We start from the raw sequence: 16,625 nt of genomic DNA on the forward strand, positions 1-16,625 counted from the left end.
CAAGTGTGGCCAACACTGATACGGTTCAAACTTCAATTGAAAAACTTCAAGGACAAGTTGATGCTGCAAAAACATCTTTAACAGGAAAAGAAGATGCCCTTACCGCAGGAACGACTGCTCAATACTATAGAGGGGACAAAACTTGGCAAACTCTTGATAAGGCCGCAGTTGGACTTAGCAATGTTGATGATATTCAACAAATGCCACTTTCTTATCTAGATACAACGACAACTCTTGGAGCAGATGATGCGAAAGTTCCTTCTCAAAATGCAGTAAAGACTTACGTTGATTCAAATCTTGTATGGTCTAAAAATGTTAACGATGTTTATTATAATACTGGAAAAGTAGGTGTAGGAACAACTATTCCTATCGCAAATATGCATGTGTCTGGAGGTTCGGCCATTTATAATAGTTCTGCAGTGGATGCTCAAATTGGAGTTGGAGCAACTTTATTAATTGATTCTACAGCTAATGCAAATAATATGTTTTCTCAACTTGTTTTTAAGCAAAGATCTACCGGGGATAATTATTCAAGAATTGTTTCTTCCGGAGGAACTGCTCCTGATTTAAGGTTTGTAACAGGAGCTTCAGATTCTATGATTATTGATAATTCTGGTAATGTCGGTATTGGTACAACAGCTCCTACGTCTTTGCTTCATGTAAAAGGAGCAGTGACCTCTGAAACTAATGGTTATTCAATTTTTAATGCAAAATCATACAGTGATACTGAAAGTCCTCACTTCGTAGGTTACAGAGCAAGAGGTACAGAAGCCGCTCCAACATATCCGTTGACTGGTGATGCTCTTGCAACTTTTCAAGGAAGAAATGGAATTGATAATCAAAATTCTGGAGGAATTGTTTTACGTGCTTCAGAAGATCAGTCGGCGACAAATCATGGGACAGAAATACGTTTTCAAACGACTGCTAATACAACACTTCCAGTGAGTGATAGAATGATTGTTGGCCATGATGGTAATGTGGGTATTGGAACAATGACTCCGGCCTCAAAGCTAGAAGTTGCTGGCGGTGGAATTGTTTCTTCTTATCTTGATGCTGGTCGATCGACAACAGATGGGGCCATGAGGTTTACGGCATCAACAGGAGCCGTTCTCTTTGATGCTGATGGAAATAAGAGAATTGCATGGAATGACGGACAGGCCGATTTTGCGATTCGCTCTGGTCATTATTTTGATGGTGGATTGCCAAAATATCAAAAAGAAACTGGTGATCCTGATGGCGGAGCGGCCATGCTAAAAATGCTCACTGATGGTGTTCCTGGTACAATTGAACTCTCTGTTGCTGCTGTTGGAGCCCCTGCTGGATTTGTAAATTATAATAATAGAATCATGATCCAAGATGGTACTGGTATTGTTTTAAGTACAGGTGGTGGTTCTATGCAAGAAAGAATGAGAATTAAAACTGATGGTCTTGTCGGAATTGGTACAAGTAATCCTCAATACAAACTTGATGTCAGTGGTGGTGATATCAATGCTTCAGGTAATGTGAGATCGGCCGGTGTTGTTTTAACTTCCGACGAAAGATTTAAAACCGATATTCAGGTCATAGAAAATGCAACGGAAAAACTTAAGCAACTTGTAGGGGTGTCCTACGTGTGGCGTCGCGATGAATTTCCTGATAGGCACTTCAATGACAGAAAGCAGATTGGGGTTATTGCTCAAGATGTTGAGAAGATTTTCCCAGAGCTTGTTGATAAAGATGCGAAAGGTTATATGAGCGTTAATTATCCTGGATTAATTGCACCACTAATTCAATCTGTGAAAGAGCAGGACGAGAGAATCTCTGAGCTTGAGAATTCACATAGAGAAATTGCATCATTAAAAGAAGAGAATGAATCACTTAAAAAAGAAGTTTCTGACATGAAAGAAATTCTTTGTGAGATCAAGCCTGACGCAAAAATCTGTAATTAAATTAACTTAAATTTTACAAAAGTGGCGTTTCACATACTCCTAAATTATGTTTTAATGAATTTAAGGAGATTTATATGAAATTTTTTGCAGCCGTTCTATGTGCTCTGATGCTTACATCATGTTCAAGCCCAGAAAAGACATTTACTCTTGAAAAAGTTGAAACAAAAATGTCTCAATCATATGGTCCAGTTCAAGCGAAAGTAGATTACATAGAAAGCAAAGACGGCAACCTTTGGTTCAATGTTGAATTGATGAACCTTTCACAAAGACAAGTTGAAGTTGATAAAAAAGATTTTATACTTGAAACAAGTGGCCCTGAAATTAGTATCAGCGATAAAACTCCCATGAAGAACTTTATCCTTAAATCTCGTGAAAAAATGGTTGTTAAAATGGCCTTTGATCTCAGTTTAAATGCCAGCATCGATAGCATCATTTTTCGCTATAGCTCCAATCATTCAGAAATGCAGGAGTTTTTTAACGTAACTCATTAGTTTTAATACGAAAAAAAATGTAAATCATTGAAAATTCGATGGTGAAATTTTACATTTTTTCTTGCTCAAAAGCGAAGATTTGGTAATTATGGGGGGCATCTTTCTAAGAGAGGTTCCCATTAAATCAATTTTGTTCTTAACGTTGTCGGTTCTAAATTTCTCAAGCTTTGCTTACACACATTTTAAAGGTGATAAGTCATGGAGCGATCTAAAAACTCAACTTCAAGAAAAAAGAGAATACCGCGATCTCGTTGGTCTAGATAATAAATCATTAAAAGAAAAATTAGGTAAAATTGCAGCAAGTGGATACAGATCGCTAAGCTACGATCAAGCAAGACTGATCATGTTTACGATTATTGATAATGTTGATGGAGAAGTTTGCTCGGTTTATTCAAATCACGAATGCATTATCACTTATGAGATTCCAAATAATCAGGTAATGAATGCTGAACATACTTGGCCAAAATCATTAGGAGCGGGAACTGTTCCTGCTAAAAGTGATCTTCACCACCTTTATCCAACGACAAATCATGCTAACTCTGTTCGTTCAAGCTTACCATTTTGTGAAGTGGTAAGATCTGATTGGGAAAATGATGGAAGCCGCCGTGGTGTGGATGGGGATGATCACCACTGTTTTGAGCCTCCTGCATATCATAGAGGAAATGTTGCTCGTTCACTTTTTTATTTTGCTATTCGCTATGGCCATTCAATTGATGATAAAGACGAAGAAGTCCTTCGAAAGTGGCACCATGAAGATCCTGTAACAGATCAAGATATTGAAAGAAATGAGAAGATTAAGTCTTATCAACGCAATTCTAATCCATTTGTCGACATTCCTGACCTTGTTGATATGGTCGATAATTTTTAAATAAATTCTACACAAACCCGAAAAGCAATCTATGAAGATTGCTTTTTTTTTATTCATTTCATTCATTTCCACACTTTCTTTGGCCGACTGTACAAAGGCAGAGCTGTGCTCTAAAAATCTTTCCCTTGAAGTCATGGAGCTTACTGAAAATATTCTTCCTATTACCAAAGAAGTTTTTCGTGACAACTGGTATCTCATTTTAGAAAAAGAAAATTTAATGAAAAAACAGGAATTTCTAAATAATGAGAAGTCTTGCAAAAATGTAAATGATCTTATTTATGCTCCTGAAGGTTCACCTCTTGCTGATTTTCCTTATAAAAGTGATGAACCAAAATACTTCTTTATGAGTCGAGTGATGAAGCAGATTTTAGAGAGTAAAAAAATGGGGGGAGGACTACAGCTTGGAATCTCTGATGTGTTTAAAAAACATATGGAATGGCAAAAGAACCTGCCTAAAGATGAGCTTGCTAAAAAGAAAGAAGAATATAAGCAGGAATTTTTAAAAAATTGCCATGAAGATAAAAGTGAGCAGATTCTTTCTACATATAATGAGATCATGTCAGAGCATGGAGAACTAGAGGAACTTCAAATCGTTTTTCAAGAAATGAAAAATGAATGTCAAAATATCTTTCCTGTTTATGGTACTGATTACGATACAGGGGCCAGATACTCGAAAAATGATTATGCATCAAAGTTTGATACTTTGAAAAACTTTGCAGAGCTTGGGTGTTATCCCATGGACCTAGTTGATAGATACTTTCGAGATGAGGAAACTGAATGTGGTAAGTATCTCGAAGATATTTATGAAATTGTAAATCCGGAATGTGCTAATAAGCTTGGAACTGACCTTGGATTTTTGTGTAATGGCCTTCATGATTACTTGGCCAAGCAATTTATACAAAATCCGATTTATGATGAATATTTAGAGCGCTTTTTGGATCTACTTGAAAAAAATAAAAAGAACGGAAAACCTTTTGATCTCGATAAATTGGCGATGAAGGCCACTAATAATGATCCAGTGGCGGCATGGAGGCTTATTGCGCTTTTAGGCCATGATGAAATTAATACGACTATGAAGATGATTCGTGAAGAGCTGATTCGTTCTGGGCAAAATGAGCGTTTTATTAAAACTCGCCATCTCTATACGGGTGAATCAGATAATAAAGGGGAGCAGTCTTTTGTCTTTAAAGGTGAGGTTATAACTCAAGCACCTAAGCATCAAAATATGAAATTATTTGCTGATCTTATCAAAACCAATGGCCGTTTTGCGGGCGAAAAAGTTGATGGGCGCTACTATCACTATATTGCAGGTGGGATGGTTGCCTGTGAACTAAAGGCAAGAGGGCATTCTAATTTTAGAGCAAATCTAGCGGCGACGGGAACAGGTGTTGCTTATGAAGCCTATGATTTTGAATCTCATACACATTTTGTGGAAAATTCCCAAATTGCCCATATGGGAAAGAAAGATCGACTCTCTGAGACTCAACTTTCAGATAAAATGTATGAAGGAACTAAGAAGTCTTTTGCCCAATATTCTAAGATGTATGAGGATAGTTTGAAGTCCTTTAATCAAGGGAATTTTAAAATTAATTACGAAGAGGCCTATGCGGCCTATTCTCAAGAGTATGATAAACGAGAAGAAAGAAAATCTTATTGGTATCGTTTGAAGAATACACCGTGGAAAGATAGCTTCCAAAACTTTTATGATGATAGCTCTCTTCACAAAAGAGGAGGAGAGCTCGGTGCAAAGATGTGTCGTAAAACTACTTCAAAGCGTTAAGTGAATCCTTAACAGTGGCCTTGGCGGCCACAAAATGTTTTTGCTCTAGAACAAGGGCCTTTGCGATATAATTTATCTCATTAGATTCTTCATTATCCACACCATTACAGCTTGCAGCTAGATGAAAGAGTACCTTCAAAATATTGTAACGAGTGTTGACGTCATACATTTCAACTAAAGGTGTACAGTAGGCCCTCGTATCGAGCCCTAAATGTTCTTGCATATCAGTTATAGCAAGTGAAGCAACAGTTTCTGCCTTCTCATCAGATAGTGCAAACCATGTCTTTAACGAACTGATCATTGTACTTTTTTCGGCATCACTTACTTTAAAATCTGCGTAAATAACTTTACTCATTAGCCCAGCAAGACAGGCGAGCAGAATGAGATGTTTTTCTTCATTATCCGGGAACTGTGCTCTTAATGTCTCGTGAAGTGAGTTTACTGCGCTTGGTTTGTTATTAACTTTGAATATGTCCCAAAATGCCATGAAGTCTACCTTTCTTAGTTTAAAAAAACATTTTAATGATAGGCCTTGGAAAACTTCTTGTCCACAAATGTAGGACATATTCTCTTTTTGAATTTTTTCAAAAATCTATTCTTATTTCTTCTTAGTAAAGTCGCGCAGTATGAATGAAAGATATTTGCGATTGTTAACGAAGAAAATGCTCTTTATCTTTGTGATGTTCTCGATCGATAGAGTTACTTGGGATTAGGATTTAATTGTTTAAGATTGAAGTGTTTTTCAATCGATATTTCTGCTTTTTTATGACGTCTTGCTAAAGTGCTAATATCAAAGGAGAGTTTACATAAGAGAATATAGAGGCATTAAATGAAGATGAATTCGTAAAGCTTTGAAATCTCTTGTCTTATCTTGTAATCAGAACAATATAAATAGATAATAGAAAGTGGAAATAGTTTTTATGGGAGAAAAAAGTTGGTGTGTTTAGAAAGTAGGAATATTGACGTTTTGAAGTTCAATCCCATCTTTAGTGATGAAGGGCAGGAATCCCATGAACACGGTGTTGTGACCATCGAAAAAACTAAAGTGAAAAGGCCAAAGAAATACAAAGTCCTTATTCACAATGATGATTACACCACGATGGAGTTTGTGATTTATATCCTGCAGAAAATTTTTGGGAAACATTACGAAGAAGCGAAGGCCATAATGCTAAGAGTTCATCAAGATGGCCATGGAATTTGCGGAGTCTATACTTTTGAGATTGCGGAAACAAAAGTTGAAAAAGTTGTTAGTGAAGCAAGAGAGAATGGACATCCATTGAAATGTACAATGGAGCCTGAGTAAGAAGGAATTTTTATGTCGAAAAAATTAGAAGTGATCATTAATGATGCGATAAAAAGAGCGAATAAGCTTCGCCATGAATACTTGTCGCTTGAATCTGTCTTATTGGCCATGATGGACGATGAGGAAGTTGTTGCCGTATTAAACTCATGCGGGGCCAATGTTGTTCAAGTAAAAACTGAATTAGACCAATTCCTTCAAGACGAAAGTAACTTTAGCATTCTCTCTGAGGGTCAAGTTGAAGAATTGGGTGAAAAACAATTTGTTGATGAGGAGCTTCGTAAGCTTGCTGCTGAAAATGGCATTGAATATCAGCCAGAGATTTCATTATCACTGCAAAGGGTGATTCAAAGGGCCGCGATTCATGTTCAATCTGCGGGAAAAAGACAAATTAAAGGAATCAATTTACTTGTGGCCCTCTTTCAAGAAAAAGAGAGCTTCGCTTTATACACTCTTCAAAAACAAGGAATCGAAAGATTTGATGTTGTGAAGGCCATCGCTCATGGTGTTGATGAGCCAATAACACAAAATACAGTTGAAGAAGAAGTCGAAATGATCGAGGGTGAAAGTTTAGGAGCAGAAAAAGCTAAAAAACGCACGGCCCTCGATGAATTCTCTGTTAATTTAAATAATCTTGCCAAAAAGAATAAAATTGACCCACTCATTGGTAGAAAAGAAGAATTAAAAAGAATTGTTCAAACTCTTTGCCGCCGCCGTAAAAATAATCCGCTTCTTGTTGGTGAAGCAGGTGTGGGGAAAACAGCGATCGCTGAAGGTCTGGCCTATGCCATTGAACAAGGTGATGTTCCTGAAGTACTGCAAGGTACAGAAGTTTTTAGTTTAGATATGGCCGCGCTACTTGCTGGTGCAAAATTTAGAGGGGACTTTGAACAAAGATTGAAGAGCGTTATCAATGAAATTGATAAAAGAAATGAAAAAGGTCTCAAAACAATACTCTTTATAGATGAAATTCATACAGTGATGGGTGCTGGAGCAACGACTGGTGGAAGTATGGATGCTTCAAATTTATTGAAGCCCGCTTTATCTGCTGGAAAACTTCGTTGTATAGGTTCAACGACTCACGATGAATTTAGAAAATTCATTGAGAAGGATCATGCTTTCTCTCGTCGTTTTCAAAAAGTTGATATTGAAGAGCCTTCTGTTGACGACACTTATAAAATTCTTTTGGGACTTAAAGATAAATTTGAAGAATTTCATGGAGTTAAGTATTCGAATACTGTTCTCAAGTCAGCGGTTGATTTAGCAGAGAAACATATCACAGATAGAAAAAATCCTGATAAGGCGATTGATGTAATCGACGAGATCGGAGCAAGACTTCAACTTTTACCAGAAAGTAAGAAAAGATCTACTGTAACTAAAAGAGATGTTGAAGAAATTGTGGCCGAACTTGCACGTATTCCAAAAGTTTCAGTTCAATCTTCAGAAAAAGAGAAGCTTAAAGGCCTTAGGGATAATTTAAAACTCCTTATTTATGGTCAAGATCATGCGGTTGAGCAGGTTAGTGACGCAATTTTGATGTCGAGATCAGGACTTGGTCATGATTTAAAACCAATGGCGAGCTTCTTATTTGCAGGCCCTACAGGTGTTGGTAAAACAGAACTTGCAAGACAGCTTGCCATTCAATTAGGCAGTCATATAGAGCGTTTTGACATGTCTGAGTACATGGAAAAGCATACGGTAAGTAAGCTCATCGGAGCTCCTCCTGGTTATGTGGGTTATGAAAGTGGGGGACTTTTAACTGATGCGGTTAAGAAACATCCCCATTGTGTTTTACTTTTAGATGAAATCGAAAAGGCCCACCCTGATATCTTCAATATCCTTCTTCAAGTTATGGACCATGGGGTGTTAACGGATGCCCAAGGACGTTCAACTGACTTTAGAAATGTTGTCATTATTATGACAACTAATGCAGGTGCTCGTGAAATGGAAACGGGGACTATTGGTTTGTCTCAAGCATCAGGAAGCAATACAGGACGCAGGGACGATAAGATTAAACAGTATTTCTCTCCTGAATTTAGGAACCGATTAGACGCCATTATCCACTTTAATAAACTTGATAATGCCTACATCGTTCAGATCGTTGAAAAGTTCTTAATGCAGTTGGAAGAAAAGTTGTCACACAAGCATGTTGAACTTGTCGTAACTGAAAATGCAAAAGAGTGGCTCGCTAAAACAGGCTTTGATCCTAAGATGGGAGCACGTCCTATAGCTCGTATCATCGATAATAAGATTAAGAGACCTCTATCAACTGAAGTTCTTTTTGGAAAATTAGAAAAGGGCGGAAAAGTAACAGTTGATGTTAAAAATGATGATCTAGAATTTATCTTTTCATAAAAAAAATGGGGAATCAGGCAACTTTTTATGGCACTTCATCGCCTGATTCCCCTTAGCCTAGGCAGTTTTAACCCATTTTATTAAACACCTTTGTAAAAAATATCGCGGCCTACTTTTAGAAAAAAATCATACCCAAAAGTACACTTCACCGTACCTTCACTCCAAAAAAACAAAAAACGCAATCGTTGAAACGTCGATGAACACGCACGTTCGAGCTTCGTAAAAAAAAAGTTAAAGAGAAATTTACAAGTGACCGATCTCAGAATAGAATGCTGAAACTTTCGGAACGATAGAAATTTGAATAAAGCACTTCTTTTTTTGTTTGCGTTGAAGAAAATTTGTGTTTATTCTTAAAATATAAGTGTTGAAAACCAGGAGGATGTCATGGCTGTTAAAAAGACAACTAAGAAAGCTGCTACAAAGAAAGTAGCAAAGAAAGCTACGAAGAAAGTTGCAACTAAAAAAGTTGCTAAGAAAGCTACAAAGAAAGTTGCTGCTAAGAAAGCAACTAAGAAAGTAGCTGCTAAGAAAGCTACTAAGAAAGTTGCTGCTAAGAAAGCAACTAAGAAAGTAGCTGCTAAGAAAGCAACTAAGAAAGTAGCTGCTAAGAAAGCTACTAAAAAAGTAGCTGCTAAGAAAGCTACTAAGAAAGTAGCTGTTAAGAAAGCTACTAAAAAAGTAGCTGCTAAAAAAGCTACTAAGAAAGTTGCTGCTAAGAAAGCTGCTCCAACGACAGCTACTAAGCCAGCTAAAAAGAAGTAATTCTTTAAAGAAACCCCTCTTCGGAGGGGTTTTTTTTTGCCTTTTTATTTTATCCGTCACTTCCACGCATATTTTTTTCATTTCTACATTTCTAAGTCATTAATATTCCATCTTCAAAAAGTTGTGCGCGACAAAAAATGATTTACAGAAATTAATAATATTGATAACTTGCGCGCGTTATAGAAATCGTCCAATTATCACACAGATAATTTATCGCCAGATTCAAAAACTGAGAACGGTAAGGAGTAGTTAAATGAGTGAATTAACTTCACCAACAGGCCTTGGTCTTCGTGACGAAGGGCCACGCGAAGAATGGTTTAATGATGAGCAAACTGGAGAACGTCTTGTTCGCATGGGAGATTTAGTCTTCCCTCCAAGAAAAGTTTGGATAAAGACTTTTGGCTGTCAGATGAACTACCACGATTCTGAAAGAATCTTGTCTCACCTTAAAGATCTTAACTTTTCTCATACTGAAGAAGTTGATGATGCAGACCTCGTTTTGTTTAATACATGTGCAGTTAGAGATCTTGCAAATAATAAGTTCTATTCTCATCTAGGAAACCTTAAGCATCAAAAGGCCAAGAACAAAGGCCTAGTTGTTGGAGTTGGTGGATGTGTTGCCCAAACAGAGGGTAAAGATCTTGTTAAAAAGTTTGATCATCTTGATTTTGCTTTCGGCCCAGACACGATTGATTCAATCAATGATATGGTTTTTAGAACATATGCAGGGGAGAGTAAATTCTCTGTAAATACTTGGGACCGTTCAAGTAACTTTTCAATTGAAACTAAAATTACTCACGGTAATCCACAGGCCTTCGTAAATATCATTAAAGGCTGTAACAAATATTGTACTTACTGTATCGTTCCTTATACTCGCGGAAAAGAAAGATCACGTCGTGCCCATGAGGTTTACGATGATATCAGAAAACTTGTGGAGTATTCTGGGATTCAAGAAGTCATGCTTCTAGGTCAAAACGTGAATTCATTCGGTAAAGAAAACGGTGAATCACTGGCCGAGCTTCTTATGCTTCTAGAAAAAATTGATGGGCTAGAGCTTGTTCGTTACACGACATCTCACCCTTACGATATTTCAGATGAACTCATTGCTGTTCACGGTGAAGCAAAGAAATTGTCACGCCACCTTCATTTACCTGTCCAGTCAGGATCGGCAACAGTTCTTCAAAGAATGAACCGTGAATACACGCCAGAGCACTACCTTGGCCTTTTGGAAAAAATGCGCGCGGCAAATCCAAATATGGTGATTTCAACAGATATCATTGCAGGATTTGTTAATGAAACAGACGAAGAGCACAAAGATACATTAAAGCTTCTTGATGCCGCTCAGTTTGATTTCATTTACTCATATGCATATTCTGAAAGATCAAAAACTCGTGCATCAAGATGGCAAGACAACCTATCAGATGACATTAGAGGTGAGAGACTTCGCGAAATTCAAGCTTACCAGCTTCAAATCCAAGAAAAAATCCGCGCTAAGATGGTAGGTAACACTTATCGCGTATTAGTAGATGGCAACAGAGTTTTCAAAGGTGAGAAAAAGTGGAAAGGAAGAACGAATTGTAATCGTATTATTCACTTTTTGCCTGAAACAACTGAGCAAAACTTGCAATGGCATTGGGTTGATGTTGAGGTTACTCAGACCACAGCGCTTTCATGCCAAGGAAAGATGATTACAAATATTGGAAGACGTATTCCAAAGGATCTTTCTGTTCCATATAAGCTCTGGTAATTACAGAAAATTAACATTCATAAAATTAATTGGGGGCAAGTTTTTGCCCCTTTTTATTTTTAGTGCAAACTAAAGGTAGAATGAAGCTATGAAAAGACTAGGCCTATTGGTTTTGCTATTCACATTCACTCAACCGGCCCTTAGCTTCTATGAGCTAGACGGGGAGTTTGCCTATGATAAGCAGTTGTATGGAACTGAAAGAAATAATAAAAGTGTTTCCAGATCCTACTATGCGAGCTTTGCTTCTTATTTTCTCACATTAACCGCATTAGAGTTTAACTATTCGACGACTAAAGATATTGATACAAGATCAGACGAATATAAACTTACGGGAACGGACTATACACTTACAAGTGAGCAGGCGATTATCGAGAGTTATTCATATGGAATTGGACTAAGACAGGCCTTTGCGAATAAAAACTCATTTCTTGTTCCAACACTAAGTCTAGGGTATGCCCGACAAATAACAACTTATAGTACCGACTATACTTATAGAAATGACCTTGATAGTTCGACTCTTTTCATTCAAGGCGATAAGAAAAAGCAGAGACAGGACTCTATTTTTGGAACTTTTTCTCTAAAAATTCAATTAACGAAAAATCTTTCACTAAAAGGTTCTGTAAAAACTCTCTTTCCTGCCGACGATTTCAATAAGGCCAAAGATTATCTCAAATACACGGCCGGCTTCTCATGGATGTTTCAATAAAAGCAATGTCTCTCATTGTTTTAATGCTTTTGTCTTCGTGCGCGAAGATGGGATATCTGTATGAACAGGGCACGGGGCAACTTTCTTTGCTGACTTCTGCTAAGAAAAATACTGAACTATTAAGTGACCCATCAATTTCTCCAGAAATAAAAGAAAAAGTGCAAAAGATAGGTGAGTATAAGGACTTTTTTTATAAATATTATGGAAAAGATCCGAGTCAAATCTATGACAAAACAACTTTATTAGAACGTGAGGCCGTAAGTTATCTTGTCATCACTTCTCCATGGTCAAAAATTGAAGCGCATAAAGAATGTTTCGTTTTTATGGGATGTTTTCCCTATCTTGGATTTTATTCTTTGGATTCGGCCAAAAAATATGCGAAGCGCATGGAAAGTGAGCACGATTATGTAACGTATATTCGTCCAGTTTATGCTTATTCAACTCTAGGATATTTTACGGATACTATTTTATCGTCGTTCTTTGTTTTTGATGATTTTGAATTGTCTGAACTTATTTTTCACGAACTTTTTCACACAGTTTTTTTCATTAAAAATGAAGTTAATCTTAATGAAAGCCTCGCCAATTATTTTGGAAAAGAGATGGCAGTGGAATATTTTAAGCTAGACTATCAAAAACAACAGGAACTTTCACAAAAAAGACATTTCCAAGAGAAGATGGGATTAAGAATTGTTGAGTTGGCAAAAGAACTTCAACATCGTTATAACAATTCTGGACCGAAATCTCGTGAAGAGGCCAAGAACATTCTCGAAAATTTTATGAATGAGCGTTTTAACGGCGACATTCTGGCCCTGTGTGAATCACAAAGCAAAAGTGCACAAGATTGCTCTCCACTTAAAAGAGAGTGGAATAACGCCTCTTTTGCAGCTTATATGACTTATGAAGGTGATAGTGAACAGATTAGTAAACTTCGCCAATCATTAGGTCTAAGTTTGTCTGAATTTTTGTCATATATTCAAAAGAAATATGAAGAGTTTCAAAAATCTACAAAAGAGGGAAGCTTTTCGAGTTTTCTCTTTAACAAAGGTCATGAAAAGACGTAAAATGCCTTTATAAAATAGAGGTACTTATGACTACAAAACGCCATATCTTATTGATCGATCCCCTTGAAAAACTAGTAATTAAAAAAGATAGCTCCCTTTTACTTGCGCTTTCGATGAAAGAAAGAGGAATTCCTGTTTGTCTTGTCTTTGAAGCTGATTTTTTCTGTGCCAACAAAGGCCCAAAAAATTTAACAGTGACTGACTTTGAAGGTGAATTCTTAGATGGAGGCCCTTATTTAAAAGAATTCAAACTGACAAAAAAATATGAAATTGAAGTTGGCGCCAATGATGTCTTTCACATGAGGCTAGATCCTCCTTTTGACTCTCGCTATTTAAGAATCTTGTGGATGCTTAAAATGTGGAAGTCCCAAGGGGCACACGTTATCAACTCACCAGAAGGAATCGCGGCCTACAATGAAAAATTATTCGCCTACGAACAGGCCGATTCCCTGCAAACATACATTGGATCGTCTTATAGCGCCTTTCAAAATTATGTTTCAGATATTAGAAAAAAAGGTGTTGAATTTTTAATCTTCAAACCACTGGATCTTTACCAAGGGATGGGGGTTGAAAAATTATCAATTAATGATGATCTCGAAAAAAGATTTCATGACAAAGTGAAAGAGTGTCATGGACCAATTATCGCCCAACCCTTTGATGCATCTGTAACGAGTGGAGAGGTGAGATCCCTTTACTTTATGGGCAAAGAGCTGGGAAGTATTTTAAAAGTTCCGCCAGCAGGAGCATTCCTTGCTAATATTGCACAAGGGGCGAGCTATGATGTTGTTGAGCTCAATGACATTCAACGCAAGGCCTGTGAAAAAGTTTGTCATGAATTGATGGATGTTGGCGTGCCTTGGGTGGCCTTTGATATTCTTGGAAATAATGTCAGCGAAGTGAATATTACTTGTCCTGGACTTCTTGTCGAAGTTTCAAAGGCCAAGAAGAAAAACTTGGCCTTCGATATTATTGATCTTTTAAATTAAAAATTAAGGTAAATCTTGCGTGTAGTCTGTGGCAAATTGAATGTCAAAGACTGCACAGTGAGAATATGACAATCTTGCGTACGGACAAGCTGTCGATGGTGGAGTTGCATTATTATCTGTGTAGTACTTGCAATAAGAATCTGTTTCCACACTTAAAACTTCTAATACAAGTGGGTCAGAAGTTACAAGCCCAGTTAGATTAAATTGATACTTTGGTGACCAACTTCCAACAGAGATATCAGAGAAAGTTGCCGTTCTAACACAACTGCCTGTCTTTGATCTTAGGCAGAGATTGATCTTCATTTTTGTATAAGGCATGAAGTGTTCTTTACAAGCAACACCATTAGCATCAGTAGATCCTCTTTGTGCAACATTTTCAGCTTTCACCCTCACATTGAAGCGCGAGTTCGTAAGAAAAATTTGTTGGTCAGAAGTTCCAATTTTATCTTTTGACGACCACATATAGCTTTTGCCTGCATAGTGGTTTATTTGTGGTGAGCCTGTGTAGGTATCACTACCGACAAGACTAATGTCATTTAACCAGTAGTAGTTTGCTGTTGGATCGCCATCATCTGTTGAACCTCCACCATTACTTCCACCAGTATCAACGTTTGTTCCGCCATCACCTGTGTTATTGCCCGTACTCGTATTAGTACTGCTTGATGTCGATTTTTTAGTGACACTTTTCTTCATACAGCCTACGAGCTGTGATGTGATCAAAAGTGAGAGGAAAATGTAGACTGTTTTTTTCATAAATTACCTACGTAATTACTATACTTCTCTTAATTTATCGGTAAATGTTTTGAAATCTTTAGTGATGCGACCAAAAAAGTCGGATTTTAGATAATTTAAGGTAAAATTTCTTTGCCGAAATCACGGACATTGTTAGAATGGTAGTGTGAATATAGAAGATATAAAGCAAAGAATTACAGGCTTTTCCAACGAATTATACCCTTTCGCCCATGCTCTCATCCCAGAAGAGTTACAGGCACAACAATTGGTCATAGACGGAATCTCATTTCTATTTGCAGATAAAGACTGCAAGACACGTCTTTTTGATCTTTTAGAAGTAACTGAGCATGAGTTTGTGAATAAAGAGTTTTTTGATCTTAAAAAAGTGAGCATTAAAGTAATTTATGCTCTGGCAAAAAAGCGCTTCACTCAGTTGGAATCAGGGCTAGATATTAATCAATTTGGCGTCTTTTACAGATTGGGCCTAAGTGCACGAGCTGCACTTTTTCTCAAATATAAATTTGGATTTGATGCAGATGAGGTGAGTGAGATTCTCTCTCTATCTCGTATTGAAGTTATGACTCTAACACACGAGTCGCGATCTCATATGGTCGACTTCATAAGGCCAGTTCAGGAGGGCCTACAGCAATAGCCTATGGAAAATCATAGTAATTGTATTCATTCTCGCCAGGTTCAGGCCTTAGTTGATGGCAATCTTAAAGGAAAATTTTTATCTGAGCACGTCACGAATTGTACGACTTGTTTGAATAAGTATGAAACCATTAAAAATGAAGAAGAAATCATTGCAATGGCGATCCCATTTCAACAAGTTCCTGATGACGTTAAAGACTCTTTGCAATTAGATCTTGCGAGCATTACAGAATCTCTTGATCGATATGTGAAAGATATAAAAGGTCGAAATCGCAAAAAGATTTTAGGTTTTATGAGCGGTCTTTCAAGGGATTTATCTCATTCGATTTTGAAGCCAATTCCCCTGACGTCATTGGCCTTTATTGCGGCCACGATTTTGTTAAAGATTTACTTTTAGAACAAAATAAATATTAAACTCTTCTTCTTTTCCCTCAAAAAACTCTTTTGGGGGGTTGGGCAAAGAGCCTAGTCCGCGCATTGTTCTTTCAAACAATTCATAAACGGCATCACTACTTTTTTCATTAAAAATTTTAATGGCCATAATATTACCCTTCTTATCGAATGTGACTCTCGCTCTCACATAGTGCTTCTGGTTTTCAATATCACCGGCCAAGTAGGGTCTTTCAGTTAATAGTGAAAAGTAGTTTGTAACAAAAGAATTTACATACTTTTCATAGGTTCTTTTTATAAAAGAGTAGTAGATCTTGTCGAAGCTGTTAAGCTCATCTTCTGTAACTCCTTCTGGTGGAGTGAATTCGAGATCAAAGTCTTTATTCGCTAACATCTGTCGTGTTTCAGGAGTGCGCTGTGAGCTTTGAACAACAGTTTTTCTTGTTTCACCATCGGGACGCAAAACCCTCATTTGTGGGGTAGGGTGCTCTTTTTTGGGGGGAGAAATTTGAGTAACTTTTTTAGATACTGGAACGATTTTTTCTTGAGGGCGAAGTTTAGAGAGATCGATAATATTCTGATCTTGTTCGCTTTTCTTTTTTGGCGTCGGCCTAAAAGTTTTAATTTCTGATTTCTTATCACCCACGACTTTGATATAAGTTTTTTTATTCTCTTGAGCTGTTTGCTCGGGTTTGTTGTCGGTCGTTATAAAATAAAGAACAATTGCCACACACAAGTGAATAAATAATGAGACAAAAAGTGACAATGGAAAAATTGGGACAGAAACTGACCCTTTAGGTTCGCTACTCATTAAGATTATGATGGCCTATTAAATAGGGGTCGAAAAGGCATTTTTCTCCCTTTCTTG

Annotated in this window: 16 protein-coding genes; 13 read left to right on the top strand and 3 right to left on the bottom strand. The window is 37.2% G+C overall.

All coding sequences use genetic code 11. From position 1 onward, the window contains the following. The 4 genes from M899_RS09215 to M899_RS09230 all read left to right on the top strand — a co-directional run. On the top strand, window positions 1–1,928 hold a 1,928-nt coding region (locus M899_RS09215), incomplete at its 5' end, for a tail fiber domain-containing protein (RefSeq protein ID WP_021271196.1). Window positions 1,929–2,002: 74 nt separating this feature from the next. Then, complete coding sequence (locus tag M899_RS09220; RefSeq protein ID WP_021271201.1) at window positions 2,003–2,419, top strand: hypothetical protein; 417 nt, start codon at window positions 2,003–2,005, stop codon at window positions 2,417–2,419. A gap of 88 nt (window positions 2,420–2,507) precedes the next feature. Next, window positions 2,508–3,287, top strand: coding sequence for an endonuclease I family protein (locus M899_RS09225; RefSeq protein ID WP_021271207.1), 780 nt, complete (start codon window positions 2,508–2,510; stop codon window positions 3,285–3,287). Between the two features lie 31 nt (window positions 3,288–3,318). Beyond that, window positions 3,319–5,067, top strand: a complete 1,749-nt coding sequence (locus tag M899_RS09230) for a hypothetical protein (RefSeq protein WP_021271188.1) — start codon at window positions 3,319–3,321, stop codon at window positions 5,065–5,067. On the opposite strand, the gene M899_RS09235 is transcribed toward M899_RS09230, so the two are convergent. After that, window positions 5,051–5,554: a tellurite resistance TerB family protein gene (locus M899_RS09235; RefSeq protein ID WP_196801749.1), complete on the bottom strand. Its 504-nt coding sequence runs from the start codon at window positions 5,552–5,554 to the stop codon at window positions 5,051–5,053. The two genes, M899_RS09230 and M899_RS09235, sit on opposite strands and share 17 nt — an antisense overlap. A 480-nt stretch (window positions 5,555–6,034) precedes the next feature. On the opposite strand from M899_RS09235, the gene clpS reads away from it, so the two are divergent. The 7 genes from clpS to M899_RS09270 all read left to right on the top strand — a co-directional run bounded on the left by clpS (window position 6,035) and on the right by M899_RS09270 (window position 13,984). Continuing rightward, window positions 6,035–6,370 carry an ATP-dependent Clp protease adapter ClpS gene (gene clpS, locus M899_RS09240; protein WP_021271171.1) on the top strand — a complete coding sequence of 112 codons (336 nt, stop codon included), beginning with the start codon at window positions 6,035–6,037 and terminating at the stop codon, window positions 6,368–6,370. A gap of 12 nt (window positions 6,371–6,382) precedes the next feature. Beyond that, window positions 6,383–8,722 carry an ATP-dependent Clp protease ATP-binding subunit ClpA gene (gene clpA, locus M899_RS09245; protein ID WP_021271182.1) on the top strand — a complete coding sequence of 780 codons (2,340 nt, stop codon included), beginning with the start codon at window positions 6,383–6,385 and terminating at the stop codon, window positions 8,720–8,722. Window positions 8,723–9,106: 384 nt separating this feature from the next. Then, on the top strand, window positions 9,107–9,484 hold the full coding sequence (locus tag M899_RS09250) for a hypothetical protein (protein ID WP_021271178.1): 378 nt from the start codon (window positions 9,107–9,109) through the stop codon (window positions 9,482–9,484). A 253-nt stretch (window positions 9,485–9,737) separates the two neighbouring features. After that, complete coding sequence (miaB, locus tag M899_RS09255) at window positions 9,738–11,231, top strand: tRNA (N6-isopentenyl adenosine(37)-C2)-methylthiotransferase MiaB (RefSeq protein ID WP_021271172.1); 1,494 nt, start codon at window positions 9,738–9,740, stop codon at window positions 11,229–11,231. A gap of 88 nt (window positions 11,232–11,319) precedes the next feature. Next, complete coding sequence (locus tag M899_RS09260; protein WP_021271206.1) at window positions 11,320–11,937, top strand: hypothetical protein; 618 nt, start codon at window positions 11,320–11,322, stop codon at window positions 11,935–11,937. Then, window positions 11,922–12,998, top strand: coding sequence for an aminopeptidase (locus M899_RS09265; RefSeq protein ID WP_034728696.1), 1,077 nt, complete (start codon window positions 11,922–11,924; stop codon window positions 12,996–12,998). The genes M899_RS09260 and M899_RS09265 overlap by 16 nt, the downstream gene beginning before the upstream one ends. 26 nt (window positions 12,999–13,024) lie before the next feature. Then, window positions 13,025–13,984: a glutathione synthetase/glutathione synthetase gene (locus tag M899_RS09270; protein WP_021271186.1), complete on the top strand. Its 960-nt coding sequence runs from the start codon at window positions 13,025–13,027 to the stop codon at window positions 13,982–13,984. Between the two features lie 3 nt (window positions 13,985–13,987). Here the strand turns inward: M899_RS09270 and M899_RS09275 are convergent, their stop codons facing one another. Next, window positions 13,988–14,737 (bottom strand): hypothetical protein, encoded by a 750-nt coding sequence (locus M899_RS09275; RefSeq protein ID WP_021271195.1) that lies wholly within the window; start codon window positions 14,735–14,737, stop codon window positions 13,988–13,990. A 145-nt stretch (window positions 14,738–14,882) separates the two neighbouring features. Between M899_RS09275 and M899_RS09280 the strand changes: the two genes are divergently transcribed. Further along, window positions 14,883–15,368: a hypothetical protein gene (locus M899_RS09280; RefSeq protein WP_021271175.1), complete on the top strand. Its 486-nt coding sequence runs from the start codon at window positions 14,883–14,885 to the stop codon at window positions 15,366–15,368. Between the two features lie 3 nt (window positions 15,369–15,371). Further along, window positions 15,372–15,764: a hypothetical protein gene (locus tag M899_RS09285; protein ID WP_021271180.1), complete on the top strand. Its 393-nt coding sequence runs from the start codon at window positions 15,372–15,374 to the stop codon at window positions 15,762–15,764. On the opposite strand, the gene M899_RS09290 is transcribed toward M899_RS09285, so the two are convergent. Then, window positions 15,747–16,568 carry a hypothetical protein gene (locus M899_RS09290; protein WP_021271187.1) on the bottom strand — a complete coding sequence of 274 codons (822 nt, stop codon included), beginning with the start codon at window positions 16,566–16,568 and terminating at the stop codon, window positions 15,747–15,749. The genes M899_RS09285 and M899_RS09290 overlap by 18 nt on opposite strands. Window positions 16,569–16,625: the final 57 nt, after the last annotated feature.

The organism is Bacteriovorax sp. BSW11_IV (genome assembly GCF_000447755.1).
GTDB lineage: Bacteria > Bdellovibrionota > Bacteriovoracia > Bacteriovoracales > Bacteriovoracaceae > BSW11-IV.